Origin of the sequence: Pseudarthrobacter chlorophenolicus (assembly GCF_000962805.1) — a bacterium.
Taxonomy (GTDB): Bacteria; Actinomycetota; Actinomycetes; order Actinomycetales; family Micrococcaceae; genus Arthrobacter; species Arthrobacter chlorophenolicus_A.
Map to the genome: position 1 here is coordinate 437,134 of NZ_JZTW01000001.1, position 23,202 is coordinate 460,335.

The 23,202-nt window shown below is 63.4% G+C and carries 31 protein-coding genes; 25 read left to right on the forward strand and 6 right to left on the reverse strand.

The window, feature by feature from the left end:
• The first annotated feature begins 96 nt into the window (after positions 1–96).
• Positions 97–3,939, forward strand: coding sequence for a hypothetical protein (locus tag UC32_RS02000; RefSeq protein ID WP_235423564.1), 3,843 nt, complete (start codon positions 97–99; stop codon positions 3,937–3,939).
• 29 nt (positions 3,940–3,968) lie between these two features.
• A complete protein-coding gene (locus tag UC32_RS21045; protein ID WP_261618682.1) occupies positions 3,969–4,094 on the forward strand; it encodes a hypothetical protein in 126 nt (41 codons plus the stop codon).
• A gap of 55 nt (positions 4,095–4,149) precedes the next feature.
• On the opposite strand, the gene UC32_RS02005 is transcribed toward UC32_RS21045, so the two are convergent.
• Positions 4,150–5,589: a GH1 family beta-glucosidase gene (locus tag UC32_RS02005; RefSeq protein WP_045729574.1), complete on the reverse strand. Its 1,440-nt coding sequence runs from the start codon at positions 5,587–5,589 to the stop codon at positions 4,150–4,152.
• Positions 5,590–6,022: 433 nt separating this feature from the next.
• On the opposite strand from UC32_RS02005, the gene rpsJ reads away from it, so the two are divergent.
• The 23 genes from rpsJ to map all read left to right on the forward strand — a co-directional run bounded on the left by rpsJ (position 6,023) and on the right by map (position 18,998).
• Positions 6,023–6,331, forward strand: a complete 309-nt coding sequence (rpsJ, locus tag UC32_RS02010) for a 30S ribosomal protein S10 (protein WP_003803825.1) — start codon at positions 6,023–6,025, stop codon at positions 6,329–6,331.
• 17 nt (positions 6,332–6,348) lie between these two features.
• Positions 6,349–6,999 (forward strand): 50S ribosomal protein L3, encoded by a 651-nt coding sequence (rplC, locus tag UC32_RS02015; protein ID WP_015937852.1) that lies wholly within the window; start codon positions 6,349–6,351, stop codon positions 6,997–6,999.
• Positions 7,000–7,003: 4 nt separating this feature from the next.
• Positions 7,004–7,624, forward strand: coding sequence for a 50S ribosomal protein L4 (gene rplD, locus UC32_RS02020; RefSeq protein WP_045729575.1), 621 nt, complete (start codon positions 7,004–7,006; stop codon positions 7,622–7,624).
• Positions 7,621–7,926: a 50S ribosomal protein L23 gene (rplW, locus tag UC32_RS02025; protein WP_011692807.1), complete on the forward strand. Its 306-nt coding sequence runs from the start codon at positions 7,621–7,623 to the stop codon at positions 7,924–7,926. Before rplD ends, rplW begins: the two co-directional genes overlap by 4 nt.
• A 29-nt stretch (positions 7,927–7,955) precedes the next feature.
• Positions 7,956–8,795, forward strand: coding sequence for a 50S ribosomal protein L2 (rplB, locus tag UC32_RS02030; protein ID WP_015937850.1), 840 nt, complete (start codon positions 7,956–7,958; stop codon positions 8,793–8,795).
• 12 nt (positions 8,796–8,807) lie between these two features.
• Positions 8,808–9,089 carry a 30S ribosomal protein S19 gene (gene rpsS, locus UC32_RS02035; RefSeq protein ID WP_003803803.1) on the forward strand — a complete coding sequence of 94 codons (282 nt, stop codon included), beginning with the start codon at positions 8,808–8,810 and terminating at the stop codon, positions 9,087–9,089.
• 38 nt (positions 9,090–9,127) lie between these two features.
• Positions 9,128–9,493: a 50S ribosomal protein L22 gene (rplV, locus tag UC32_RS02040; protein WP_009358304.1), complete on the forward strand. Its 366-nt coding sequence runs from the start codon at positions 9,128–9,130 to the stop codon at positions 9,491–9,493.
• On the forward strand, positions 9,494–10,324 hold the full coding sequence (gene rpsC / locus UC32_RS02045) for a 30S ribosomal protein S3 (RefSeq protein ID WP_015937849.1): 831 nt from the start codon (positions 9,494–9,496) through the stop codon (positions 10,322–10,324). It abuts the gene before it with no gap.
• Positions 10,325–10,741 carry a 50S ribosomal protein L16 gene (rplP, locus tag UC32_RS02050; RefSeq protein WP_015937848.1) on the forward strand — a complete coding sequence of 139 codons (417 nt, stop codon included), beginning with the start codon at positions 10,325–10,327 and terminating at the stop codon, positions 10,739–10,741.
• A 2-nt stretch (positions 10,742–10,743) separates the two neighbouring features.
• Complete coding sequence (gene rpmC, locus UC32_RS21095; protein WP_015937847.1) at positions 10,744–11,073, forward strand: 50S ribosomal protein L29; 330 nt, start codon at positions 10,744–10,746, stop codon at positions 11,071–11,073.
• Positions 11,070–11,375 (forward strand): 30S ribosomal protein S17, encoded by a 306-nt coding sequence (rpsQ, locus tag UC32_RS02060; RefSeq protein ID WP_015937846.1) that lies wholly within the window; start codon positions 11,070–11,072, stop codon positions 11,373–11,375. Before rpmC ends, rpsQ begins: the two co-directional genes overlap by 4 nt.
• Positions 11,376–11,841: 466 nt before the next feature.
• Positions 11,842–12,210 (forward strand): 50S ribosomal protein L14, encoded by a 369-nt coding sequence (rplN, locus tag UC32_RS02065; RefSeq protein ID WP_003803789.1) that lies wholly within the window; start codon positions 11,842–11,844, stop codon positions 12,208–12,210.
• A 3-nt stretch (positions 12,211–12,213) separates the two neighbouring features.
• Positions 12,214–12,576 carry a 50S ribosomal protein L24 gene (gene rplX, locus UC32_RS02070; protein ID WP_015937845.1) on the forward strand — a complete coding sequence of 121 codons (363 nt, stop codon included), beginning with the start codon at positions 12,214–12,216 and terminating at the stop codon, positions 12,574–12,576.
• Positions 12,576–13,157, forward strand: coding sequence for a 50S ribosomal protein L5 (rplE, locus tag UC32_RS02075; RefSeq protein ID WP_015937844.1), 582 nt, complete (start codon positions 12,576–12,578; stop codon positions 13,155–13,157). Before rplX ends, rplE begins: the two co-directional genes overlap by 1 nt.
• A gap of 79 nt (positions 13,158–13,236) precedes the next feature.
• The gene (gene rpsH / locus UC32_RS02080; protein WP_015937843.1) at positions 13,237–13,635 is read left to right on the forward strand and encodes a 30S ribosomal protein S8; all 399 of its coding nucleotides are present in this window, start codon (positions 13,237–13,239) and stop codon (positions 13,633–13,635) included.
• Between the two features lie 18 nt (positions 13,636–13,653).
• Entirely contained in the window at positions 13,654–14,190 is a 537-nt protein-coding gene (gene rplF / locus UC32_RS02085) for a 50S ribosomal protein L6 (protein ID WP_045729576.1), read from the forward strand.
• 2 nt (positions 14,191–14,192) lie between these two features.
• Positions 14,193–14,576: a 50S ribosomal protein L18 gene (gene rplR, locus UC32_RS02090; protein ID WP_015937841.1), complete on the forward strand. Its 384-nt coding sequence runs from the start codon at positions 14,193–14,195 to the stop codon at positions 14,574–14,576.
• On the forward strand, positions 14,573–15,289 hold the full coding sequence (gene rpsE, locus UC32_RS02095; RefSeq protein ID WP_045729577.1) for a 30S ribosomal protein S5: 717 nt from the start codon (positions 14,573–14,575) through the stop codon (positions 15,287–15,289). The genes rplR and rpsE overlap by 4 nt, the downstream gene beginning before the upstream one ends.
• Positions 15,290–15,291: 2 nt before the next feature.
• Positions 15,292–15,498 (forward strand): 50S ribosomal protein L30, encoded by a 207-nt coding sequence (gene rpmD, locus UC32_RS02100; RefSeq protein WP_015937839.1) that lies wholly within the window; start codon positions 15,292–15,294, stop codon positions 15,496–15,498.
• A complete protein-coding gene (gene rplO / locus UC32_RS02105; protein ID WP_015937838.1) occupies positions 15,499–15,984 on the forward strand; it encodes a 50S ribosomal protein L15 in 486 nt (161 codons plus the stop codon).
• Positions 15,985–16,212: 228 nt separating this feature from the next.
• Positions 16,213–17,523: a preprotein translocase subunit SecY gene (gene secY, locus UC32_RS02110; protein ID WP_045729578.1), complete on the forward strand. Its 1,311-nt coding sequence runs from the start codon at positions 16,213–16,215 to the stop codon at positions 17,521–17,523.
• 5 nt (positions 17,524–17,528) lie between these two features.
• On the forward strand, positions 17,529–18,098 hold the full coding sequence (locus UC32_RS02115; RefSeq protein WP_200896302.1) for an adenylate kinase: 570 nt from the start codon (positions 17,529–17,531) through the stop codon (positions 18,096–18,098).
• A gap of 72 nt (positions 18,099–18,170) precedes the next feature.
• The gene (gene map, locus UC32_RS02120) at positions 18,171–18,998 is read left to right on the forward strand and encodes a type I methionyl aminopeptidase (protein WP_045729580.1); all 828 of its coding nucleotides are present in this window, start codon (positions 18,171–18,173) and stop codon (positions 18,996–18,998) included.
• 46 nt (positions 18,999–19,044) lie between these two features.
• Here the strand turns inward: map and UC32_RS02125 are convergent, their stop codons facing one another.
• The 5 genes from UC32_RS02125 to UC32_RS02145 form a co-directional block, all read right to left on the reverse strand.
• Positions 19,045–19,269 carry a helix-turn-helix domain-containing protein gene (locus UC32_RS02125; RefSeq protein ID WP_045729581.1) on the reverse strand — a complete coding sequence of 75 codons (225 nt, stop codon included), beginning with the start codon at positions 19,267–19,269 and terminating at the stop codon, positions 19,045–19,047.
• Positions 19,269–19,760 carry a DUF2975 domain-containing protein gene (locus UC32_RS02130; protein ID WP_045729582.1) on the reverse strand — a complete coding sequence of 164 codons (492 nt, stop codon included), beginning with the start codon at positions 19,758–19,760 and terminating at the stop codon, positions 19,269–19,271. Before UC32_RS02130 ends, UC32_RS02125 begins: the two co-directional genes overlap by 1 nt.
• A gap of 93 nt (positions 19,761–19,853) precedes the next feature.
• The gene (locus tag UC32_RS02135) at positions 19,854–21,203 is read right to left on the reverse strand and encodes an ABC transporter substrate-binding protein (protein ID WP_045729583.1); all 1,350 of its coding nucleotides are present in this window, start codon (positions 21,201–21,203) and stop codon (positions 19,854–19,856) included.
• 70 nt (positions 21,204–21,273) lie between these two features.
• Entirely contained in the window at positions 21,274–22,194 is a 921-nt protein-coding gene (locus UC32_RS02140; protein ID WP_045729584.1) for a carbohydrate ABC transporter permease, read from the reverse strand.
• Positions 22,191–23,150, reverse strand: coding sequence for a carbohydrate ABC transporter permease (locus UC32_RS02145; protein ID WP_200896295.1), 960 nt, complete (start codon positions 23,148–23,150; stop codon positions 22,191–22,193). Before UC32_RS02145 ends, UC32_RS02140 begins: the two co-directional genes overlap by 4 nt.
• Positions 23,151–23,202 lie beyond the last annotated feature (52 nt).

Sequence of the window (23,202 nt, forward strand, 5' to 3'; positions counted from 1 at the left end):
AGCGCTGCGACCCCACTGCCAAAGCCCACAACCCAGCCGGTTCCATACCGCGGATACGCTGATGGCCCGTCCCGGCCGGCAGAATCTGCCGAAGAGGTGGCAGCACGCCGGGAGCGGCGTGACCGCCAGAACATCAACGTCACGCTCTATGTGGCGAGCCTGCTGCTCGTTGCCGCAGCGGCCCTGTTTGTGGGAACGGCACTTCCGCCGATGATGAGGTTCGCAGGCGTCTGCTCGGTGGCTGTCCTGTTCTACGGTTCCGGATTCATCCTGCACCACCGCGTCCCGCGCCTGAAGCCTGCCGCGGTGGCCTTCGCTGGCACCGGGCTGGCGCTTGTCCCTGTCGTCGGCCTGGCCCTATACAGTTTTGTCTGGCAAAACGGGCCGGCGGCTTGGCTGGCCACTTCGCTCATTGGCACCCTCGCCTACGTTGCAGCCGCCCTTCGGTTGGAAAGCCGAGTGCTGGCCTATCTGTCGCTGACGTTCCTCGTATCCACCGCTTGGTCGGGTATGGCGGTCCTGGGTGCCGCCCTTGTCTGGTACTTCGTAATGCTCATCGCCCTGGCAGTCCTGTTCACCCTGCTGAGCCTGGTCCGGCCGGGCTGGCTTCCCCCGCTTTTCCTGCGGCCGCTGGTAACTATCCATCCCGTCGTGGTGCCGGCCGTTGCCGTGGCTGCAACTTTCCTCCTGAGCACCAGCCTGGCCGAGTACGCACTGATCATCGGGCTCAGCGGTGGATATTTCGCCACCATGGCCGCCGTACCCGGAGCAAGCTTCAGGCTCCGCCACTTCTATGCGGCCCGTGTTGCGCTGACAGTAGCCGGCGCGGTGGCTGTCCTGGAGTTCACCGACTCCGCGAGGGGCGCCCTGCTGGCCGCCGGTGCCCTGCTTGCCGTGCAGGCCATCGGCGTCGCCGTGGGCGGCGGCCGCCTGGAGGCCTGGCTCATTCCCCGTCGGCCTAAGGGGGAAGAGAAAGCATCGGCTGCGACCGCGGCCAGTCTTCGCCCAAGCGAAGCATTGGCACCTCGTTGGCGTGCTGACGTCATGCTGACCCACCTTGTGCACTGGGCGTTGACGGCCGCTTTTGCGGGCGGCACTGTGCTCAGCAGTATTGCCGGTGCGTGGATGCCCGATACCGGAGCCATTCCGCTGTGGGTGCCGGTACTGCTGCTGCTCCTGACGAGTTTTGCCATCGCGGTTCGGCTGCGCCGGGCGGCGGAGTTCCTGCCGTTTGCCGGCATTGCCCTGGCGGGAGTTGTCAGCCGGGTGATGGGGGAGTGGGAGTTCGCCCTTATGGTGCTCCTCACCGCGATGTTCTGGCTGATGCGGGGACTCCGTGAAAGCGGTACGCAGCGCCAGATCCTTCTTTTCAACACCAGGATTGCAGGCACGGTTGCCGTTCCCGCCGTGACGGCCGCCTTGACGGAGGGGCGCGTGCAGGGGCAGGCGGTGTGGTTCAGTGTTGTGGCAGTAGCCGTGGCACAGCAGTTGCTGTCCGCGTGCCTGCAGCGCTGGAGCCGCAGGGAATTTGCACCCCAAGCTACGCTGATTGGCTTCTCTGTTCTGGGGGCGGTGGGGGTGGCTGTTCTCGCCGCCGTGGACGCGTCGCAGGGACAATCGCTGACGTGGAACGGGATTCTGCTGCAGCTCGGCGCAGCCGTAGCCGTGGGCCTGCTGCTGGTACCGCGGCCGGACGGGGAGCCCGCCTGGAGCCCTCGCGCAGGGGAAGTGGTGCCGCTGGTGCTGGCAAGCGTGATGGTGGAGTTCGCTTTCAGGTGGATTACGCCGGATGCAGGGAACATCGCACTTGCTGTGCTGGTGGCATACCTCGCCGTCACAGGGATCCGGCTGCGGGCCCGGCTGCACCGTTGGGGATATTGGTGGCTTTGCCGCATCGCCGCCACATTGCTGGCGCTGACGCTGTTTGACAGGCTGGTAGGCTCCGCGGGCGCGCCACTTATAGGCGGCGAAGCTGTTGACCCCGCCACGGTGCTGGTTGCGGTGTTGGCCATCCAGATGGCCGTGGTGCTGGTGTCGTTCCGGCTTGGGCGTTCTCCGCGTGGCGCGGCCGTGGATGCGGGTGTGGTTCTGGCGGTACAGCTCATCGGGTGCACAATGCTGTGGCCGTTGACGGAGGGGAGCTGGCAGCATCTGGTCATCCCGGGGGTTGCTGCGCTGTCGTCTGCTGCTGCCGGGCTGTTGCTGCTCGGGCAAAAGGGCTCGGGGTTGTTCGCGCCAGCGTCATTGCTCGTTCTGATGGGGCTGTCCGTTGGCAACCTCAGCCTGGTCGAGGTGTTGCTGGGCATCTTTGCTGCCTTCGCCGCGGTGATGGTGGCAGCAGCTGCCCGGGCTGTGGAGAAGGGCTGCTACTTTATTGCAGCGAGGGTGCTCACCGCGGCCCTGGCCGTGGTCCTCAGCTACGACGTATCGGCCTCCCCGGACGTTGTGTCGCTGACCTTTGCCGGCGTTCTTGCCGCGCAGCACGCTGTGCGGTGGCTGATGCGCTCCCGCCTCCAGACGGTTCCCTTCCAGCAGGCGGCGGTGTGGATCACCCTCGCAGGCCAGGCTGCCCTTCCACTGGCCTACTTTGGCAGTTACGGAGCAGCCGGCACCGGCAACGAACGCTGGATCCTCCTGGTGGAGTTGGGGCTGGTTCTTGTTTCGGGCATCGTTGCCAGAACCCTGTTCGCGGCGCGCGGTGCACTCTACTTCGCAGCCTTTGCCATACTGGGCGGCGCGCTGGCACTGAGCCCGCTTGTAGCGCCTGCAGCGTCCGCTGTGCTGGGTTATACCGGAGTGGCACTTCTCCTGCTGGCGTTGGCGCTTGCAGCTGCAGCGGCTGGAGCGTTGTGGTCCCGGCGGATGCCGGTTCCCTCCGGAACTGAGCACTGGCTGTGGCTGGCTGCCGCACTGGGGTATAGCCTCAGTGCCCTGGTACTCGCTCCGCGGGCCGATGCGTGGATCGCTGGCTTCGCTGTCCTGGTGCTTGCCGCTATCCTCTTCTGCGCTTCCCACGTTGAGCGGTCTGCGGTGCTGTACGCGCCGGCGTCGGCCGCCTTCCTGGTGGGTACCTTCCTGGTGGTCCGGGAGGTGGCAGGCGGAAGTCCTGATCCGTGGGCGGCCTATGCACCCTGGCTCGGTGCCGGCGTGGCGGGAGTTGGCCTTTATGCCCTGCGCGTGGCGAGGTCCGCCAGGCTCGCAGCAGACCCCCTGCGCAGATGGTCCCTGGCCGGCGCCGCGTTGGCCGGGCTCATCCTGGCCACGGTTGTGGGGCTCCCCGCGGACGCTACGGCCTGGGTTGCCGCCACCGCTCTGGCGGTTGCGGCAGGTATCTGCATCGCGGAAGCCCCTGCGGAACTGCGCCGGGTAGTTTCCGAGGCAGGTGCTGTGGTGGTGATGGCCGGAGTGCAACGCGCGGCGATTTTTGAACTGGACGGCCGCCGGAGTTTCAGCTCCGGTTTGCCGGATCCCTTCTGGGCAGCGCAGTGGTACGTGGTGCTGGGGGCGGCACTTGCGTTTCTTCGCTACCGCGCCGGACAGCCCAAGGCCGGGCGCGGGATCACCGTGGCGGCAGCCGTCCTGCTTACCCTGACGGGGGCCGGAACCGTGTTCGGGGGCACTGCCGGGCAGCAGCTGTGGCTCCTGGTGCTGCTCGCTGTACTGCTCGTCGGAGGGCTTCTCGCCGGTGAGAAGATCTTCGTCAGGTGGGGCGCGGGCGGTGTTGCCGCCTGCATTCTTTGGGCGATGCGCGGGTACACGTTCGTACTCCTGGCGCTCATCGCCGTCGGCCTTATTGCTTTTGCCGTATGGCGGCTGAACCGAAGCACCGGTGCGGAGCCCGCGGAGAACGCTCGAAATTCAGGGCCGCCAGCGCCTCCAGTACCTTCTGAAGCGGGCAGTGATGCAGGCAACGACGCTCCGGCCAGGAAGGTGCCCTGATACTGTTGCAGCATTGAGAGGAGCTCATCATGGGATGGCTTATTTTCCTGATCGTTGCCGCTGCCGTGGTGGCCGGAGTCTTCTGGGCGAAGAAACATTTCCGCCACGAGATCGACCGGGCAAAGCGGATCAACAGGGCCAACAAGAACCAGTAACCGGTCCCGGCAGGACTTCCGCGCTGCAGAACGGTTCGCCCGGCGGACCGGCCGACTAACCGGGGGACTGTACCCTGCGGGCCCGGGAGAGGGCCTGGTACCAGTAGAACGATTGCTTGGGTGTACGCTCCTGGTTGCTGAAGTCGACGTGGACCAGGCCGAACCGCTGTGAGTAGCCGGCGGCCCACTCGAAGTTGTCCATGAGGGTCCAGACGAAATAGCCGCGCAGGTCCACTCCCGCGGCAATCCCGCCCGGGGCCGTCGCTTCGAGGGCGGCGCCCAGGTGCGAGGCCAGGTAACTGACACGCTCGCTGTCCTGCAGGGTTCCGGAAACCGTGTCCGGTTCGGGGAAGCTGGCTCCGCCTTCCGTGATGTAAACCGGCGGGAGGGCCGCACCGTACCGGTCCCTCAGTTCCTGCAGCAGGACACCCAGGTGCCCGGGGGCCACAGGCCAGCCGAAGCCCGTATTGCTGAACTCCGGGTAGCCCACCTCATGGAACGGCAGCCGGGCCACGGCTTTGTGCATGTCCGCGGGAATTGAGGTGACACCCCGCCCCATGGCCACTTTGACCGGGAAGTAATAGTTCAGCCCGTAGAAATCGAGTGGCTGATGGATGGTGCGCAGGTCGGAATCGGAGATGCGCCCGATCGAGCGCAGCCACGGCCGGGCATAGACCGGAAGGCTGGGGTAGCGGCCCAGCAGCACCGGGTCTGCGTAGATCCTGTTCATTAAGAGGTCGTACAGGTGCGCCACCACACGGTCTCCGACCTTGCGGGACGCCGGCCGGATGGGCGCGTGCAGGTTAGTGACACCGATTCCGCCCCGGACGCCCGCCGCGCGGAGTGCCTGGACGCCCAGCCCGTGGGCCAGGAGTTGGTGGTGGATGGAGGGGAGCGCATCGAACATCAGGGCCTTGCCAGGAGCATGGACGCCGAGGGCGTAGCCGTTGAGCGTCACGGAGACCGGCTCGTTGAGCGTGACCCACTGCGAGACGCGGTCGCCGTACTGTTCCCCGGCGGCAGCTGCGTACTCGCCAAAGCGTTCCGCGGTTTCCCTGGAGAGCCAGCCGCCGCGGTGTTCCAGCGGCAGCGGGGTGTCCCAGTGGTACAGGGTGGCCATTGGGGCGATCCCGGCTTCCAGCAGCTGATCGATCAGCCGGTCGTAGAAGTCGAGTCCCTCCGGATTGAGCCTGCCGCGGCCATCGGGTTGGATGCGGGGCCAGGCGAGGGAGAACCGGTAGGAGTCGACACCGAGCTCCTTCAGCAGCGTGACGTCCTCGGGCAGACGGTTGTAGTGGTCGCACGCGACGGCGGGGGAGTGGCCGTCAACGATGGCGCCGGGCTTTTGGGCAAAGGCGTCCCAGCCTGAGGGGCCCCGGCCGCCGTCGGCCAGCGCGCCTTCGATCTGGAAGGCTGCCGCAGCCACGCCAAGGGTGAACGACGGCGGCATGCGGCTGGCCAGTTCAGTGACGGATTCGGTGCTTTCCAGCGTCATGTCCCCATCATCCATTCGCCGGGCAACCGGGGCAATGGGTGGGTGGGCAACAGTCTGGAATGATCCCCGACAGACGCAGCGCGCGGGCCGATGCAGGCGATTGGCGTATGCCGCAGATATCCGGCATACTAGATGAGTTGTTCAAGCGCTTCTTCGTGTCCCGATCCGGATAATGCCGGGTGTCAGGGTCCAAGTGGAAGCCCAAACATAACCCACCCCAATGGAAAATGCGGATTTGTTTGCGTGTACAGCGCGACACGCCCGACCGCGGGGGTCGGTTGCGCCGGCAAGGTGAGGAACCCGGATTTATCCGGATTCAGTTTGTGCGGCGGATGGTGGTTACGACCTCAATTGCTTCGGCAGCCATACAACAGGTAAGTGAACAGGGCAGCCCTAACCCGGGGAAGCACAGACTGAAAGAGAGTCAGGCGACATGGCGGGACAAAAAATCCGCATCCGGCTGAAGTCATACGACCACGAGGTCATTGACGTTTCAGCACGGAAGATCGTTGAGACGGTCACGCGCGCAGGCGCAACGGTAGTTGGCCCCGTGCCGCTGCCCACGGAGAAGAACGTGTACTGCGTTATCCGCTCTCCGCACAAGTACAAAGACAGCCGCGAGCACTTTGAAATGCGCACGCACAAGCGTCTTATCGACATCATCGATCCCACGCCCAAGGCTGTCGACTCGCTCATGCGCCTCGACCTGCCGGCCGACGTGAACATCGAAATCAAGCTGTAGGGAGGTGCTGAGAAACTATGACCGCAACCCGTAACGTAAAGGGCCTGCTGGGCACGAAGCTCGGCATGACCCAGGTCTGGGACGAGAACAACAAGCTCATCCCCGTCACTGTGGTCCAGGCAGACTCGAACGTCATCACCCAGCTGCGCAACGCAGAGGTCGATGGCTACGTCGCCGTTCAGATCGGCTACGGCCAGATCGATCCCCGCAAGGTCACCAAGCCGCTGGCTGGTCACTTTGAAAAGGCAGGCGTCACGCCTCGCCGCCACGTCGTCGAACTCCGTACCGCAGATGCTGCCGAGTACGAGCTGGGCCAGGAGCTCTCCGTTGAGCTGTTCGCTGCCGGCCAGAAGATCGACGTCATCGGCACCACCAAGGGTAAGGGCTTCGCCGGTGTTATGAAGCGTCACGGCTTCCACGGCGTTGGAGCTTCCCACGGTGCCCACAAGAACCACCGTAAGCCCGGTTCAATCGGTGGCGCATCCACCCCGAGCCGCGTCTTCAAGGGCATGAAAATGGCCGGCCGCATGGGCGCCGTGCGTCACACCACGCTGAACCTCACGGTCCACGCGGTTGACGCCGAGAAGTCGCTGCTCCTGATCAAGGGTGCCGTCCCCGGCGCCCGCGGCCAGGTCGTCTTCGTACGTACCGCCGTGAAGGGAGCCTAGTTCAATGGCTAACACTGTCCAGGTTGACCTGCCTGCCGAGATCTTCGACGTCCAGACCAACGTGCCGCTGCTGCACCAGGTTGTCGTTGCCCAGCTCGCTGCTGCTCGCCAGGGTACCCACAAGACCAAGACCCGCGCTGAAGTTTCCGGTGCAGGACGCAAGCCGTTCAAGCAGAAGGGCACCGGCCGCGCCCGCCAGGGTTCAATCCGTGCTCCGCACATGACCGGCGGTGGCATTGTCCACGGTCCCACCCCGCGTGACTACAGCCAGCGGACCCCCAAGAAGATGATTGCTGCTGCACTGCGCGGCGCACTGTCTGACCGGGCCCGCAACGGACGCATCCACGTTGTCGCCGACCTGGTTGAAGGCACCAAGCCCTCCGCCAAGACTGCACTGGCAACGCTGCGCGGCGTTTCCGACCGCAAGAACCTGCTGGTCGTCATCGAGCGCGCCAACGATGTTGCTGCACTGTCCGTGCGCAACCTCGCCGGTGTCCACGTTCTGTACGCAGACCAGCTGAACACCTACGACGTTCTCGTCTCTGATGACGTTGTCTTCACCAAGGCTGCTTACGAAGCATTCGTTGCCGCTAAGGCAGCTAAGAACGAGGAGGATGCCAAGTGAGTGCAGCCACCATCAAGGATCCCCGCGACGTCGTGCTTGCACCCGTCGTGTCGGAAAAGAGCTACGGCCTGATCGACGAGGGCAAGTACACCTTCCTGGTGGACCCCCGTTCGAACAAGACCGAGATCAAGCTGGCCGTGGAGAAGATTTTCTCCGTCAAGGTCGAATCGATCAACACCATCAACCGTGCCGGTAAGCGCAAGCGCACCAAATTCGGATGGGGTACCCGCAAGAACACCAAGCGTGCGATTGTCACCCTCAAAGAAGGCACCATCGACATCTTCGGCGGTCCGCTCGCGTAGCGGAGACCACTTTAACGAGGAAATAAATTATGGGAATCCGTAAATACAAGCCGACTACCCCGGGCCGTCGTGGCTCGAGCGTAGCGGACTTCACCGAAATCACGCGGTCGACGCCGGAAAAGTCGTTGGTACGTCCGCTGCCCAAAAAGGGCGGCCGTAACAACACCGGTAAGATCACCACCCGCCACAAGGGTGGCGGACACAAGCGCCAGTACCGTCTGATCGACTTCCGTCGCCACGACAAGGACGGCGTTGACGCCCGCGTTGCTGAAATTGAGTACGATCCGAACCGTACGGCTCGCATCGCCCTCCTGCACTACGTTGATGGCACCAAGCGCTACATCATCGCCCCGAACAAGCTGTCCCAGGGCGACTTCGTAGAGGCCGGCCCCAACGCTGACATCAAGCCGGGCAACAACCTGCCCCTGCGCAACATCCCCGTGGGTACCGTTGTGCACGCAGTGGAGCTGCGCCCGGGCGGCGGTGCCAAGATGGGCCGCTCCGCCGGTGCATCCATCCAGCTCGTTGCCAGGGAAGGCCGTTTCGCCCAGCTGCGACTGCCCTCCGGTGAAATCCGCAACGTTGACGTGCGCTGCCGCGCAACCGTCGGCGAGGTCGGCAACGCCGAGCAGTCGAACATCAACTGGGGCAAGGCCGGCCGCATGCGCTGGAAGGGCGTCCGCCCGACCGTCCGTGGTGTAGCCATGAACCCGGTTGACCACCCGCACGGTGGTGGCGAGGGTAAGACGTCCGGTGGACGTAACCCCGTCAACCCGAACGGTCAGCGTGAAGGCCGCACGCGCCGCCCCAACAAAGAGAGCGACAAGCTTATTGTTCGTCGCCGTCGTACTGGCAAGAACAAGCGATAGGAGCCTGGAAACATGCCACGCAGCCTGAAAAAAGGTCCTTTCGTTGACCAGCACCTCTTTGTGAAGGTAGCCAGGGAAAACGAAAAGGGCACCAAGAACGTCATCAAGACCTGGTCCCGCCGTTCGATGATCATCCCCGACATGCTCGGACACACGATCGCCGTACACGACGGACGCAAGCACATCCCGGTGTTTGTCACTGAGTCGATGGTCGGGCACAAGCTCGGCGAATTCGCTCCCACGCGGACATTCCGCGGCCATGTCAAGGACGACCGTAAGGGCAAGCGCCGCTAGGCGCCTGCACTTACGTCAAAGACGAGAGAAGGAAAGCAATGGAAGCCAAGGCAATTGCGCGCCACATCCGCGTAACGCCTATGAAGGCCCGGCGCGTCGTCAACCTTGTTCGTGGTTTGCAAGCGAATGAGGCTCTGGCAATTCTGAAGTTTGCCCCCCAGGCAGCTTCGGAGCCGGTATTCAAGGTAGTTCAGTCGGCAATCTCCAACGCCCGGGTCCTCGCAGACCGCGACGGCGTTGCGTTTGACGAAGGCGACCTCATCATCAGCGAAGCGTTTGTTGATGAAGGCCCGACCATGAAGCGGTTCCAGCCGCGTGCCCAGGGTCGTGCATTTCAGATCAAGAAGCGCACCAGCCACATCACCGTGGTAGTCGCTACCCCGGAGAAAGAGGAGGCTCGCTAAGTGGGACAGAAAGTAAACCCGCACGGGTTCCGACTCGGCATCACCACCGATCACGTATCGCACTGGTTCGCTGACAGCACCAAGTCCGGACAGCGGTACAAGGACTTCGTTCGCGAAGACATCCGCATCCGCCAGCTCATGTCCACGGGCATGGAGCGCGCCGGCATCGCCAAGGTCGAAATCGAGCGCACCCGTGACCGTGTCCGCGTGGACATCCACACGGCCCGCCCGGGCATCGTCATCGGCCGCCGTGGAGCAGAAGCAGACCGCATCCGCGGCGAGCTCGAAAAGCTCACCGGCAAGCAGGTCCAGCTGAACATCCTCGAGGTCAAGAACCCCGAGATGGAAGCACAGCTGGTTGCCCAGGGTGTTGCAGAGCAGCTGACCTCGCGTGTGGCTTTCCGCCGCGCGATGAAGAAGGCCATGCAGTCCGCACAGCGTGCCGGTGCCAAGGGTATCCGTATCGCTTGCTCGGGCCGTCTGGGTGGCGCTGAAATGTCCCGCTCTGAGTTCTACCGCGAAGGCCGTGTGCCCCTGCACACCCTCCGCGCGAACATCGACTACGGCTTCTACGAAGCCAAGACCACCTTCGGCCGCATCGGCGTGAAGGTCTGGATCTACAAGGGCGACGTCACCGCCAAGGAACTGGCCGCACAGGCTGCTTCGGCACCGTCCCGCGGACCCCGCTCCGACCGTGGCGGACGTCCGGGTGGCGCTGACCGTGGTGACCGCCGTCGTCGCAACGACCGCCCGGCCGCTGACGCAGCTCCTGCTGCAGAGGCTCCGGCAGTTGAGGCTGCACCTGCAGCAGCAGAAGGAGGACAGGCTTAAATGCTTATCCCACGTCGAGTCAAGCACCGTAAGCAGCACCACCCGGGTCGTTCCGGCGCTGCTACGGGCGGCACCGAGGTCTCGTTCGGCGAGTGGGGTATCCAGGCTCTGAGCCCGGCATACGTCACCAACCGTCAGATCGAATCTGCCCGTATTGCGATGACCCGCCACATCAAGCGTGGCGGTAAGGTCTGGATCAACATCTACCCGGACCGTCCGCTGACCAAGAAGCCTGCCGAAACCCGCATGGGTTCCGGTAAGGGTTCACCGGAATGGTGGGTCGCCAACGTCAAGCCGGGACGGGTTCTGTTCGAACTCTCCGGTGTCAATGAAGAGGTAGCTCGCGAGGCACTGCGCCTGGCAATCCACAAGCTGCCGTTGAAGGCACGCATTGTGCGTCGCGAAGGTGGTGAGTAGAAATGGCAGTAGGATCCAAGGATCTGGCTCCCGCGCAGCTGGACGGTTTCGACAACGAGCGTCTCGTAGAAGAACTCCGTAAGGCTAAGGAAGAGCTGTTCAACCTGCGTTTCCAGTCCGCCACCGGTCAGCTGGAGAACCACGGTCGCCTGCGTGCAGTAAAGAAGGACATTGCACGCATCTATACCGTTCTCCGCGAACGCGAGCTGGGCATTCGTGCCGAGGTTGCCGCACCGGTTGTGGAAGCCAAGGAAGAAAAGAAGTCCAAGAAGGCTGCAACCAAGAAGGCCGAGAAGGCTGAAACGGCTGAGTCCGAGGAGGACGCCAAGTGAGTGAAAAGGACCAGAACGTGACCGAATCTGCTACTGCAGCCACGGCTGAGCAGCGCGGTTACCGCAAGACCCGTCGCGGCTACGTGGTCTCCGACAAGATGGAAAAGACCATCGTTGTCGAGGTTGAAGACCGCGTAAAGCACGCACTGTACGGCAAGGTCATCCGCCGCACCTCCAAGGTCAAGGCACACGACGAAGAGAACACCGCCGGCATCGGCGACCTCGTTGTCATCGCCGAGACCCGTCCGCTGTCCGCCACCAAGAACTGGCGGCTCGTGGAAATCCTCGAAAAGGCCAAGTAGCACCTGCTGCTGGCTGGAAGCCCCTGTTCCCTTTCCGGGAACGGGGGCTTCCTCGTTTAATCAACAGGTGAGGGACGACGGCGGCGGGCCGGCCACGCGGGGGAGCGGCACCCTGGGTGGGGCGAACGGCTGCCCTGCGTGACGTCGTCGTACGTCCCGCCCTGCTTGCGGGGCAGGACATACTGGTGATATGGGAACTGGCGAAAAGCATGCTAGGATATTGAGTTTGTATGGCGCCTTTTGTGCGCCGTCATCAACCTCGTAAACAAGCGTGCCACAGCACAGTGCCCCTGTGCGCCCGGGATCCGTCCCGGATTGGATGGGAGCAACTGCTTCTGGCACAGGCGTTTAGGCCTGGTCTGGCAAAATCCAGGCGGGTCAAGAGACACCCCGATCAACCGTTCCGCAAGGCTCATTCCGTAGCTAGACCACGGCCTGAGAACCGGCGCGACGCAAGGAGTAAATAGTGATTCAGCAGGAGTCGCGACTGAAGGTCGCCGACAACACGGGTGCTAAGGAAATCCTTACCATTCGCGTTCTCGGTGGATCCGGCCGTCGCTACGCAGGCATCGGCGACGTCATCGTCGCCACCGTCAAGGATGCAATCCCGGGCGGCAACGTAAAGAAGGGCGATGTTGTCAAGGCAGTCATCGTCCGTACGAAGAAGGAACGCCGCCGTGCGGATGGTTCCTACATCAAGTTTGACGAGAACGCAGCTGTGATCCTGAAGAACGACGGTGACCCCCGCGGTACCCGTATCTTCGGACCGGTTGGTCGTGAACTCCGTGACAAGAAGTTCATGAAGATCGTTTCTCTGGCTCCGGAGGTGCTCTAGTCCATGGCTGCAAAGATCAAGAAGGGTGACCTGGTTCAGGTCATCACTGGCGCCAAGGCTGAGCGCGGCGGCGACCGCGGCAAGCAGGGCAAGGTTCTGCGCGTCTTCACCGACACCAACCGCGTGCTGGTTGAGGGTATCAACCGCGTCACCAAGCACACCCGTGTTGGACAGTCGCAGCGCGGCACCAAGACCGGCGGCATCGAGGTTGTAGAGGCCCCGATCCACATTTCCAACGTGGCCCTGGTTGACCCGTCGACCAAGAAGCCGACCCGTGTGGGCTTCCGCCTCGACACTGTGGAGAAGAACGGTGTCAAGAAGACCGTCCGTATCCGCGTGTCCAAGAGCTCCGGGAAGGACATCTAATGACTGAGACTCTCGAGACTCCGGCAACGAAGATCGTTCCTCGTCTGAAGACCAAGTACGCAGAATCCATCAAGGCAACGCTCCAGGATGAATTCAAGTACGAGAACGTGAACCAGGTGCCCCGCCTGGTGAAGGTTGTTGTGAACATGGGTGTTGGAGATGCCGCCAAGGACTCCAAGCTGATCGACGGCGCTGTCCGCGACCTCACCCAGATCACCGGCCAGAAGCCGCAGGTTACCAAGGCCCGCAAGTCGATCGCACAGTTCAAGCTGCGCGAAGGCATGCCCATCGGTGCACACGCAACCCTGCGTGGCGACCGCATGTGGGAATTCGTGGACCGCCTCGTTTCGCTGGCCCTGCCCCGTATCCGCGACTTCCGCGGCCTCAGCGGCAAGCAGTTCGACGGCAACGGCAACTACACCTTCGGTCTGACCGAGCAGGTTATGTTCCACGAAATCGACCAGGACAAGATCGACCGCGTACGCGGTATGGATATCACGGTCGTCACCACCGCCAAGACCGATGACGAAGGCCGCGCGCTGCTTAAGGCGCTTGGTTTCCCGTTCAAGACCGAAGCTTAATTAGCTACGTAAAAGGTCCGGCCGCACAGCTTCCTGAAGCCTGCGGCGGAAACCGTTACGAGGAAGGGCAAGAGCCCAAATGACAATGACAGATCCTGTCGCAGACATGCTTACGCGCCTGCGTAACGCAAACTCGGCATACCACGACTCCGTGTCTATGCCTTACAGCAAGCTGAAGGCTCGCGTTGCTGACATCCTCAAGGCCGAAGGTTTCATCGCCGGCTGGAAGGAAGAAGACGCCGAGGTTGGCAAGAAGCTGACCCTCGACCTGAAGTTCGGTCCGAACCGCGAGCGTTCCATCGCTGGCGTCCGCCGCATCTCCAAGCCGGGTCTCCGCGTTTACGCGAAGTCCACCAACCTGCCGCACGTGCTGGGTGGCCTGGGTATCGCAATCCTGTCCACCTCTTCCGGCCTCCTGACTGATAAGCAGGCCGGCAAGAAGGGCGTGGGCGGCGAAGTCCTCGCGTACGTCTGGTAACGGGAAAGGAAGAGAATAATGTCACGTATTGGACGTCTCCCCATCACCGTTCCTGCCGGCGTTGAGGTCAAGGTTGACGGCTCTGTCGTCAGCGTCAAGGGTTCCAAGGGCGAGCTGAGCCACACTGTGGCCAGCCCGATCGAGGTTGCACTTGACGACGCCACCCTGACCGTCACCCGCCCGAACGACGAGCGCGCCTCCCGTTCACTCCACGGCCTGACCCGCACCCTGATCGCCAACATGATCCAGGGTGTTACCGCAGGCTACGAGAAGAAGCTCGAAATCGTTGGCACCGGTTACCGCGTGCAGGCCAAGGGCTCTGACCTTGAGTTTGCCCTCGGCTACAGCCACCCGGTCAGCGTTTCGGCTCCTGACGGCATCACCTTTGCAGTAGAGGGACCGACCAAGCTCTCTGTCTCAGGCATCAACAAGCAGCAGGTCGGCGAGGTTGCTGCCAACATTCGCAAGCTGCGGAAGCCTGACCCGTACAAGGGCAAGGGCATCCGTTACGCCGGCGAAGTCATCCGCCGCAAGGTCGGAAAGGCTGGTAAGTAACCATGGCCATCGCCATTAACAAGAAGCGTACGAACAAGAGCAAGGCTGCTGGTCGCAGCCGCCGCCAGCTTCGTATCCGCAAGCGCATTTCCGGTACGGCTGTCCGCCCCCGCTTGGTGGTCAACCGCTCCGCACGCCACGTATTTGTCCAGGTTGTCGATGACACCATTGGCCAGACCGTAGCAAGCGCGTCCACCCTGGAAGCCGACCTCCGTGCATTCGACGGTGACAAGACTGCCAAGGCCAAGCGCGTTGGCGAGCTCGTTGCCGAGCGTGCCAAGGCTGCCGGCGTCGAGGCTGTTGTGTTCGACCGTGGTGGTAACAAGTACCACGGCCGCATCGCAGCCGTCGCTGACGGTGCTCGCGAAGGTGGGCTGTCACTGTGACCGAAGCAAACAACGAAAAGGACACTGTGTCTGCAGATCAGAAGGCACCCGAGGCCGCAGCTGCTGAGACCACTGCCCCCGCCACCGACGATCGCCGTGGTGGCGCCCGTCGCGGTGAGCGTGGCGACCGTGGCCAGGGCCGTGGCGACCGCGGTGGCCGTGGCGGCCGCGATGGCGGCCGTGACGCCGAAAAGAACCAGTTCGTAGAGCGCGTTGTCACCATCAACCGCGTTTCCAAGGTCGTCAAGGGTGGTCGTCGCTTCAGCTTCACCGCACTCGTCGTCGTTGGTGACGGTAACGGCATGGTTGGCGTCGGCTACGGCAAGGCCAAGGAAGTTCCCGCAGCTATCGCCAAGGGCGTTGAAGAAGCCAAGAAGTCCTTCTTCCGCGTACCGCGCGTCGGCAACACCATCCCGCACCGCGTGCAGGGTGAAGCTGCTGCGGGCGTCGTTATGCTGCGTCCGGCTTCCGCCGGTACCGGTGTTATCGCCGGTGGCCCGGTCCGTGCAGTACTGGAGTGCGTGGGTATCCACGACATCCTCTCCAAGTCGCTCGGTTCCTCCAACGCCATCAACATCGTTCACGCGACCGTTGATGCCCTGAAGCGCCTCGAAGAGCCGGCAGCTGTGGCAGCACGCCGCAACCTGCCGCTGGACGAAGTTGCTCCGGCCGCACTGGTGAAGGCTCTCCTGGCTCCGAAGGCAGGTGTGTAACCATGGCTAAGAACCTGGTTCCCTCCGACGCAAAGTTGGAAATCACCCAGATCAAGGGCGTCATTGGCGTCAAGCAGAACCAGCGCGAGACCCTGCGGTCCCTCGGCCTGAAGCGCATCGGACACACCGTTGTCCGTTCCGCCGACGCCGTGACCGTGGGCATGCTCAACACGGTTCCGCACCTCGTGAACGTTGAGGAGGCGAAGTAAATGGCAGAGAAGACTGCTGAACAGGGTCAGGCTGCTGAGAAGCAGAACGCCCTGAAGGTTCACCACCTGCGTCCCGCCCAGGGTGCCAAGACCGCCAAGACCCGCGTGGGTCGTGGCGAGGCCTCCAAGGGTAAGACCGCCGGTCGCGGTACCAAGGGTACGAAGGCCCGCTACCAGGTAAAGGCTGGCTTTGCCGGCGGCCAGCTGCCGCTGCACATGCGCCTGCCCAAGCTGCGCGGCTTCAAGAACCCGTTCCGCGTTGAGTTCCAGGTTGTAAACCTGGACAAGCTCAACGAGCTGTTCCCCGAAGGTGGCGCTGTCACCGTGGAGAACCTGGTCGAAAAGGGTGCCGTTCGCAAGAACCAGCCCGTCAAGGTGCTGGGCACCGGCGACATCACCGTCAAGGTTGACGTCACCGTCCACGCATTCTCGGCCAGCGCCGCAGAAAAGATCGCTGCTGCCGGCGGAAGCACCACCGCCCTCTAGGGACGGTGGGGCGCGAGCCTGTAGTTGAACTCCCGGAGACCGGGGCCCTGGCCCTGGTCACCGGGAGTTTTTTCATCCGCCCAACCGTTCCACTAGGCGCATTTGCTGTGCCATCCGGCGCAGTCGCGGTACCTCGGATTGTTCGCATGGCGCATACACCCGTTAGACTCGGTTGTTGGGATTCATAGATCCCCATCACACACTCTTCTTCACACCACAGGAGGACGCTTGCTTAGCGCATTTGGCCGGGCCTTTCGCACGCCTGATCTGCGACGCAAGTTGTTGTTCACGCTGGGAATCATCACCATCTTCCGCTTGGGTGCCTTCATTCCCTCGCCTGGTGTGAACTACCAGAATGTCCAGCAATGCTTGCAGAACGGACAGACGGCAGGTGGGCTGTACCAGCTCGTGAACCTGTTCAGCGGCGGTGCCCTGCTGCAGGTGTCCATCTTCGCCCTAGGCATCATGCCGTACATTACGGCCAGCATTATTGTGCAGCTCCTCCGGGTGGTCATTCCCCGGTTCCAGCAGCTGTACGAAGAGGGCGCGTCGGGTCAGTCCAAGCTGACCCAGTACACCCGGTACCTCACCATCGCCCTGGGCCTGCTCAACGCCACCACCCTGGTGTCCCTGGCCCGCTCCGGCCAGCTTCTGCCCGGGTGTGCGCTGCCGATCATCCCGGATGAAAGCATCATCACCACCATCCTGATCATCATCACGCTCACGGCCGGCACCGGCCTGATCATGTGGATGGGCGAGCTCGTCACGGAAAAGGGCGTCGGCAACGGCATGTCCCTCCTGATCTTCACGTCCATCGCGGCAACGTTCCCCACCTCCCTTGGCGCCATCTGGACGTCGCAGGGCCCGGGAACCTTCTTCATCGTCCTGGCCGTCGGCCTGCTGACCGTGGCCCTGGTGGTCTTCGTTGAACAGTCCCAGCGCCGCGTTCCGGTCCAGTACGCCAAGCGGATGATCGGACGCCGGACCGTTGGCGGCACCAGCACCTACATTCCCATCAAGGTGAACATGGCCGGTGTTATCCCGGTAATCTTCGCTTCCTCCATGCTTTACCTGCCCGGCCTGATCTCGCAGTTCAACCAGCCGAAGCAGGGCGAGCAACTCCAGCCGTGGGTTGAATGGATCAACAACAACCTGACCCGTGGCGACCACCCGATCTACATGGCGCTCTACTTCGCCCTGATCGTGTTCTTTACCTACTTCTACGTCGCGATCACCTTCAACCCTGAAGAGGTCTCGGACAACATGAAGAAGTACGGCGGCTTCATCCCGGGCATCCGGGCTGGCAAGCCGACGGCTGATTATCTGCAGTACGTCCTCTCCAGGATCACCCTGCCCGGCGCCCTGTACCTGGGCTTCGTGGCACTGATCCCGCTGGTCGCCCTGGTCCTGATCAATGCCAACCAGAACTTCCCGTTCGGTGGCACCTCGATCCTGATCATGGTGGGCGTTGGCCTGGAGACCGTGAAGCAGATTGATGCGCAGCTACAACAACGTCACTACGAAGGGCTTTTGCGATGACGAGAATGCTGATTATTGGACCTCCCGGTTCCGGAAAAGGAACGCAGGCTGAGCGGATTTCGGAGCGCCTCGGCGTTGTGGCAATCTCCACCGGCGACATCTTCCGTGCCAATGTAAAAGGCGAAACGCCCCTTGGCATCGAGGCCAAGAAGTACATGGACAACGGAGATTTCGTTCCGGACAGCGTGACCAACAAGATGGTCCGCGACCGCCTCAGTGAGTCCGACGTCGAATCCGGCTTCTTGCTGGACGGCTACCCCCGCACCACCGCCCAGGTGGACTACCTTGACGAGATCCTCGCCACGAACGAGGAGAAGCTCGACGTCGTCCTGCAGCTCACCGCGGACGACGAGGAACTGGTGCACCGCCTCCTGGGCCGGGCCAAGGAAACGGGCCGGAGCGACGACAACGAAGCCGTCATCCGCCACCGCCTTGACCTCTACCACGAGCAGACCGAAGCCGTGGTGGCGAAGTACGCTGAGCGCCGCATCCTCACCCAGGTTGACGGCATCGGCCCCATCGACGAAGTGACCGACCGCGTCATGCAGGCCATCAAGGCCGCACAGGCGGCCTGATTCAGGCCACTGGTTATTCGAGGCTCCTCCCGGCACCCCGGGAGGAGCCTCAGCCATTTGAAAGGAAACACCATGGCCTTCGGCCAGCCCCGCATCGAATTCAAGAACAACGCCCAGATGCGCACCATGCACGAGGCCGGCCTGGTCCTGAGCCGGGCCCTGGACGCCGCCGTGGCTGCGGCAGTCCCCGGCGTGACCACCAAGCACCTGGATGACGTTTTCGCCGCGGTACTCAGCGAGGCCGGCGCAAAGTCCAACTTCCTTGGCTACCACGGCTTCCCGGCCACCATCTGCACGTCCGTGAACGACGAGGTGGTGCACGGCATCCCCGGCGGCAGGGTCCTGCAGGACGGCGACATCATCTCCATCGACGGCGGTGCGATCGTCAACGGGTGGCACTCGGACTCGGCGCGGACCGTCATTGTTGGTACTGCCGACCCGGAGGACCAGCGGCTCTCCGACGTCACGCAGGCGGCGATGTGGCGGGGGATCGCGGCGTTGGCCACCGGCTCCCACGTGGGGGACATCGGAGCCGCCATCGACGACTACGTATCGTCGGTCCCCGGGAAGCCGCTGGGCATCCTTGAGGACTATGTTGGGCACGGAATCGGCTCCGAGATGCATATGGCACCGGATGTCCTGAACTACCGCACCAACCACCGCGGTCCCAAGATCAAGCCGGGCCTCTGCCTGGCCATTGAACCCATGTTGGTCCGCGGCGGCATCGAGACCGCCGTTCTTGAGGATGACTGGACCGTGGTGACCACGGATGGAAAGCGCTCCTGCCAGTGGGAGCATTCCGTCGCGGTCCACGACAAGGGCATCTGGGTGCTCTCGGCGCCCGACGGCGGTGCGGAGCACCTTGTTCCCCTCGGCGTCACCCCCGTGCCGATTCCGTAGGGTGCGGTGATTGAGCTTGTCGAAATCTGGCGGGGTTTCGACAAGCTCAACCTCCGGCCCCAGTGCCGTCCGGTTCCCACCGCAGCAGGTCTCCCGGCTGGCACTCCAACACCTCGCACAATGCTTCAAGGGTGGTGAACCGCACGGCCTTGGCCCGGCCGTTCTTGAGTACGGCCAGGTTGGCCGGGGTGATCCCGATGCGCTCGGCCAGCGCTCCCACAGGCATCTTCCGTTTGGCCAGCATGACGTCGATGTCCACGACGATGGGCATCAGATGACCTCATCGAGTTCTGAGCGCAGGTGCTTGGCCTCCGCATCGCGGGCCACGGCCTGGGCCAGGAGCGTGCGCAGCACCAGGACGAGCAGGGCCACCCCGCCGACCATGAGCGCCGCGCCGCAGATCAGCAGGACTACGCCCGGGGCGACATCTCCCGGTGCCAGGAGCACGGCGACGCCGAACACCAGGAGGGCCGCCGCGGCGATTGCCCCGAAGATGATGTCCACGAAGCGGAACGCCGCGTTGGAGAACACTGTTCCGCGGCGCACCATGGTCAGCAGCCGCCACACGCAGAGGGCAGTGACCTGCACGCACGCGATGCCGAGGACCACGATGACGAGCAGGGCAACCCGCGGCCCGTCAGGGGCTCCGGCCGCCTGAAGGTCCGCGGACAGCAGCGGCACCATCCACACCTGCACGAATAGCGAGCCCGCAAGGACCAGCGCAATGACGATGCGCAGCGCAAGGACAGTCAGTTTTCCCACGTTAATCTCCCTTATCGAATATCAGGGAGATTCTATTGTTTATCGATAGGTTAATCCAGCGCAGCGGCCCAAGGCGCCCCCGCGGCGGAAGTCCTATGCCTTCAGCTTGGGCTTCACGTCCTTGGTGTAGATGCCTTCCAGGGTTGCCTTAAGCTCCGTCATGGTGGACTTCACGTCGCCTTGCTGCGTGAGGATCTTCGCGGCAGCCTTGGCCATCTCCTGGTCCGCCCCGGGCAGGAACACGCGGGCGTTGTCCTGCACCTTGGTCACGGCGAGCTGGTCCACGGCGGTCTGGATCTGGGGCGTTTTGGCCAGGACCGCCTTCATGTCGGCGGACTTCCGGGTGGGCATGTAGCCGGTAGCGGCCGAGAACTCGGCAGTGCTTTCGGGCTGGGTCACGAAGTCGAGGAACATTCCCGCGGCAAGTTGTTCCTCCTTGCTGATCCCGCTGGGGATCCCCAGGCCTGCGCCGCCCGTGGGGCAGACGTTGGTGGCCGCCTTGGGGCCGCCTGGCAGGAATCCAACGCCCACGTTGAACTTGGCCGACTTCAGGATTCCGAGCAGGGAGCCCGTGGAGGCGATGGTGGCCGAGGTCAATCCGGCGGAGAAGTCGTCCGCGGCTTCCTTGGAGGAGACGCCGGCCCACTTGTCCTTGTAGATCGAGTCCTGGGCCCACTGCAGTGCTGCCACGGATTCGGTGGAGTCGCAGATGATGTCCCACTCCTTGGACCAGCCACCGCCCCAGCCCCACAGCATGTTCTGCAGCGTCCAGCCCGCGTATCCTGCCAGGGCCGGGTAGATGTAGGCGTACTGGGCGCCCGATGCCGCCTTCAGCTTCGGCGCCCACTGCCCGAACTCATCCCAGGTCTTGGGGGCCCGGTCCGGCAGTCCGGCTGCGGCGAAGTGGTCCTTGTTGAAGTAGAACAACGGGGTTGAGCGGCCATAGGGCACGGCCCACTGTTTGCCGTCGTACTTGTAGTCGTTGATCAACGACTGCTGGAAGTCGTCCATCTTCATGTCCAGCTGCTTGGTGAGGCTGTCCACGGGAATGATGCTGCCGTTGGTGTAGTAGCGGAACCACCACACATCCGAGAGGACCACGACGGCCGGAAGGCCGGACTTTGCAGCCTGCGCCGTCTGGAACTTCTGGGCGATTTCCTCATAATTGGCGCCCGCCGTCACCAGGTTGACGCTGATGCCCAGATTCTTGGCCTGGAACCTTTCGATCAGGCTCTTCTCAACGTCCTGCGACTGGCCGGGATGGCTGGACCAGAAATCGATCTTGGCCGCCGGCTTCACGCCGTTGAAGTCGATGTCGGCCGCCTGCGAGGTGGCCTGACCGCCGCCCGTTGTTGAGGGTCCGCCGCATGCTGCAAGGGCGGCGGCAGAGGCGGTGACGCCTGCCAGGCCCAGGAAATGCCTCCGGTCCAGGTGAAGTGTCATGACGGTTCCTTTCGGTTGTTGCCTTTGGAAGGTGAAGGTCGGGGTGGAGGGCACGACGGCGGCCGGCAGCTTAGCCGGTGACGCTTCCTTGGGTAAGGCCTGCCACGATGTAGCGCTGCAGGGCCGCGAAAACGATCAGGATCGGGACGATGACCAGGACCGCGCCCGCCATCAGGACACCCCACCCGGCCGCGTTGCTCTCGCTGTTCTGCAGCAGCGTCAGTCCCACGGGGAGTGTCATGGTTTCTGGCCGGTCGGTGATGATGAGCGGCCAGATGTAGTCGTTCCACTCGGTCACGATCGTCACCAGCGCCACGGTGGCGATCGACGGAACCGACACGGGGACCACAATCTGCCACAGGCGCCTCCAGTGGCCCGCGCCGTCCATCTCGGCCGACTCGAGGATGGAACCCGGCAGGGTACGGAAGTGCTGGCGAAGCAGGAAGGTGCCGAAGGCCGTGCCGAGCCCGGGAAGGATGATTCCCCAAAGGGTGTTCTTGCCGCCCATCCCTGCGATCAGGATGAAGTTGGGCAGGATTGACACCTGCGGGGGAACCATGAGTGCAACCAGGATCAGCAGGAAGATGAAGTTCCGGAACGGGAACCGCACAAAGACCAGGGCGTACGCCGTCAGGACCGCCAGGATCACCTTGATGGTGGCCCCCGCCACGGTGACAATGGTGCTGTTCAGGAAGAACTGCCCGAACGGGACAGTCGTCATGGCGGTCCGGTAGTTCTCCAGGTTCAGGCCCTCCGGAAAGATCTTCAGGTCCGTAGTGACGATTTCGCCTGCCTGTTTGAAGGAGCTCAGCACCATCCACAGGAGGGGCAGGAAGACCACCAGTGTTGCGATGAGCAGCGGCACGTAGCCGCCCGCCACGGTCTTGGCCAGGTTGCGCCGTGACAGCGGGCGGTCGCGGACGGGGGCGCTTTCCGGGGGAGTGACAGCCGGTGTGGCCGGATCAGGGCTGACGGGTGAGAGGGAGGTCACGAGTAGTGCACCTTTCGTTCCACGAACCGCAGCTGGAGCACGGTGATGACCAGGAGGATGGCGAACAGCACCACGGAAATGGCTGCCGAGTATCCGGCCCTGTTGTAGGCGCCGAAGGCCTGCAGGTATGCCTCATAGATCAGGGTGCTGGTGCCGGTGCCCAGCGGCGTCATGATGCGGATGAGGTCGAACGCCTGCAGGGAGCTGAGCAGGGTGGTGATCAGGAGGAAGAATGTGGTGGGGGAGAGCAGTGGCAACGAGATGCTGATGAAGCGGCGGAATCCATTGGCGCCGTCCAGGGATGCGGCCTCCATGACTTCCTGCGGAAGGGACTGCAGGCCCGCCAGGTAGACCACGGCGCAGTAGCCCAGGTTCTTCCAGACATAGACCAGGATGACCATGACCAGCGAGAGCTGGGGATCGTTGATCCACTGCGGGCTCTGCTGCCCGAGGCCCCGGAGCAGCCAGGCCAGGACGCCGTAGCCGGGGTCGAAGATGAACAGCCACACCAGGCCTACGCCGACCCCGGACAGCACGTAGGGGGCGAAGACGGCTGAGCGGGCAAACGTGGTGCCGCGCACTTTGGCGTTCAGCGCCAATGCCACCAGCAAACCGAGCAGCATGGAACCGCCCACGGTCACCACGGTGAACACGGCTGTGGTGCCCAGGACCTTGGGCGCATCATTGCTGCTGAAAAAAGTGACGTAATTGCCAAGACCCACCACCGTGGCCGTGGGCGACCCCAGGGTCCAGTCCAGCGTCGAGTAGTAGATATTGCTGAACAGCGGGCGGTAGGTGAAGACGGCGATCAGGACCAGGTTGGGCAGCGCCATGGCAAGGAATACGAAGAAATCGCGGCGGGACCGTGCAGTCCATCGGCGCCTTGGTACGTTGCCGGAACGCCCCGGAGGCCGGTTGGTTCTGGCCGGGGGTTTCGGGGCGAGTTGACGGGTCATGCGTGTCTCTCCCGGGGTCGGGGAGCCTGCTCGTGGCCGGCCCTGGCTTGAT

What these genes read in the sequence shown, in the direction of transcription:
- map (WP_045729580.1), top strand. Translation starts at nt 18,171, where the DNA reads ATGGCCTTCGGCCAGCCCCGCATCGAATTCAAGAACAACGCCCAGATG.
- UC32_RS02125 (WP_045729581.1), bottom strand. Translation starts at nt 19,269, where the DNA reads ATGCCCATCGTCGTGGACATCGACGTCATGCTGGCCAAACGGAAGATG.
- rplC (WP_015937852.1), top strand. Translation starts at nt 6,349, where the DNA reads ATGACCGCAACCCGTAACGTAAAGGGCCTGCTGGGCACGAAGCTCGGC.
- rplP (WP_015937848.1), top strand. Translation starts at nt 10,325, where the DNA reads ATGCTTATCCCACGTCGAGTCAAGCACCGTAAGCAGCACCACCCGGGT.
- rplO (WP_015937838.1), top strand. Translation starts at nt 15,499, where the DNA reads ATGGCAGAGAAGACTGCTGAACAGGGTCAGGCTGCTGAGAAGCAGAAC.
- rplE (WP_015937844.1), top strand. Translation starts at nt 12,576, where the DNA reads ATGACTGAGACTCTCGAGACTCCGGCAACGAAGATCGTTCCTCGTCTG.
- rplF (WP_045729576.1), top strand. Translation starts at nt 13,654, where the DNA reads ATGTCACGTATTGGACGTCTCCCCATCACCGTTCCTGCCGGCGTTGAG.
- UC32_RS02135 (WP_045729583.1), bottom strand. Translation starts at nt 21,203, where the DNA reads ATGACACTTCACCTGGACCGGAGGCATTTCCTGGGCCTGGCAGGCGTC.
- rpmC (WP_015937847.1), top strand. Translation starts at nt 10,744, where the DNA reads ATGGCAGTAGGATCCAAGGATCTGGCTCCCGCGCAGCTGGACGGTTTC.
- UC32_RS02005 (WP_045729574.1), bottom strand. Translation starts at nt 5,589, where the DNA reads ATGACGCTGGAAAGCACCGAATCCGTCACTGAACTGGCCAGCCGCATG.
- UC32_RS02115 (WP_200896302.1), top strand. Translation starts at nt 17,529, where the DNA reads ATGCTGATTATTGGACCTCCCGGTTCCGGAAAAGGAACGCAGGCTGAG.
- rplX (WP_015937845.1), top strand. Translation starts at nt 12,214, where the DNA reads ATGGCTGCAAAGATCAAGAAGGGTGACCTGGTTCAGGTCATCACTGGC.
- UC32_RS02145 (WP_200896295.1), bottom strand. Translation starts at nt 23,150, where the DNA reads ATGACCCGTCAACTCGCCCCGAAACCCCCGGCCAGAACCAACCGGCCT.
- UC32_RS21045 (WP_261618682.1), top strand. Translation starts at nt 3,969, where the DNA reads ATGGGATGGCTTATTTTCCTGATCGTTGCCGCTGCCGTGGTGGCCGGA.
- rplV (WP_009358304.1), top strand. Translation starts at nt 9,128, where the DNA reads ATGGAAGCCAAGGCAATTGCGCGCCACATCCGCGTAACGCCTATGAAG.
- rplB (WP_015937850.1), top strand. Translation starts at nt 7,956, where the DNA reads ATGGGAATCCGTAAATACAAGCCGACTACCCCGGGCCGTCGTGGCTCG.
- rpsS (WP_003803803.1), top strand. Translation starts at nt 8,808, where the DNA reads ATGCCACGCAGCCTGAAAAAAGGTCCTTTCGTTGACCAGCACCTCTTT.
- rplR (WP_015937841.1), top strand. Translation starts at nt 14,193, where the DNA reads ATGGCCATCGCCATTAACAAGAAGCGTACGAACAAGAGCAAGGCTGCT.
- rpsH (WP_015937843.1), top strand. Translation starts at nt 13,237, where the DNA reads ATGACAATGACAGATCCTGTCGCAGACATGCTTACGCGCCTGCGTAAC.
- rplD (WP_045729575.1), top strand. Translation starts at nt 7,004, where the DNA reads ATGGCTAACACTGTCCAGGTTGACCTGCCTGCCGAGATCTTCGACGTC.
- rpmD (WP_015937839.1), top strand. Translation starts at nt 15,292, where the DNA reads ATGGCTAAGAACCTGGTTCCCTCCGACGCAAAGTTGGAAATCACCCAG.
- rpsJ (WP_003803825.1), top strand. Translation starts at nt 6,023, where the DNA reads ATGGCGGGACAAAAAATCCGCATCCGGCTGAAGTCATACGACCACGAG.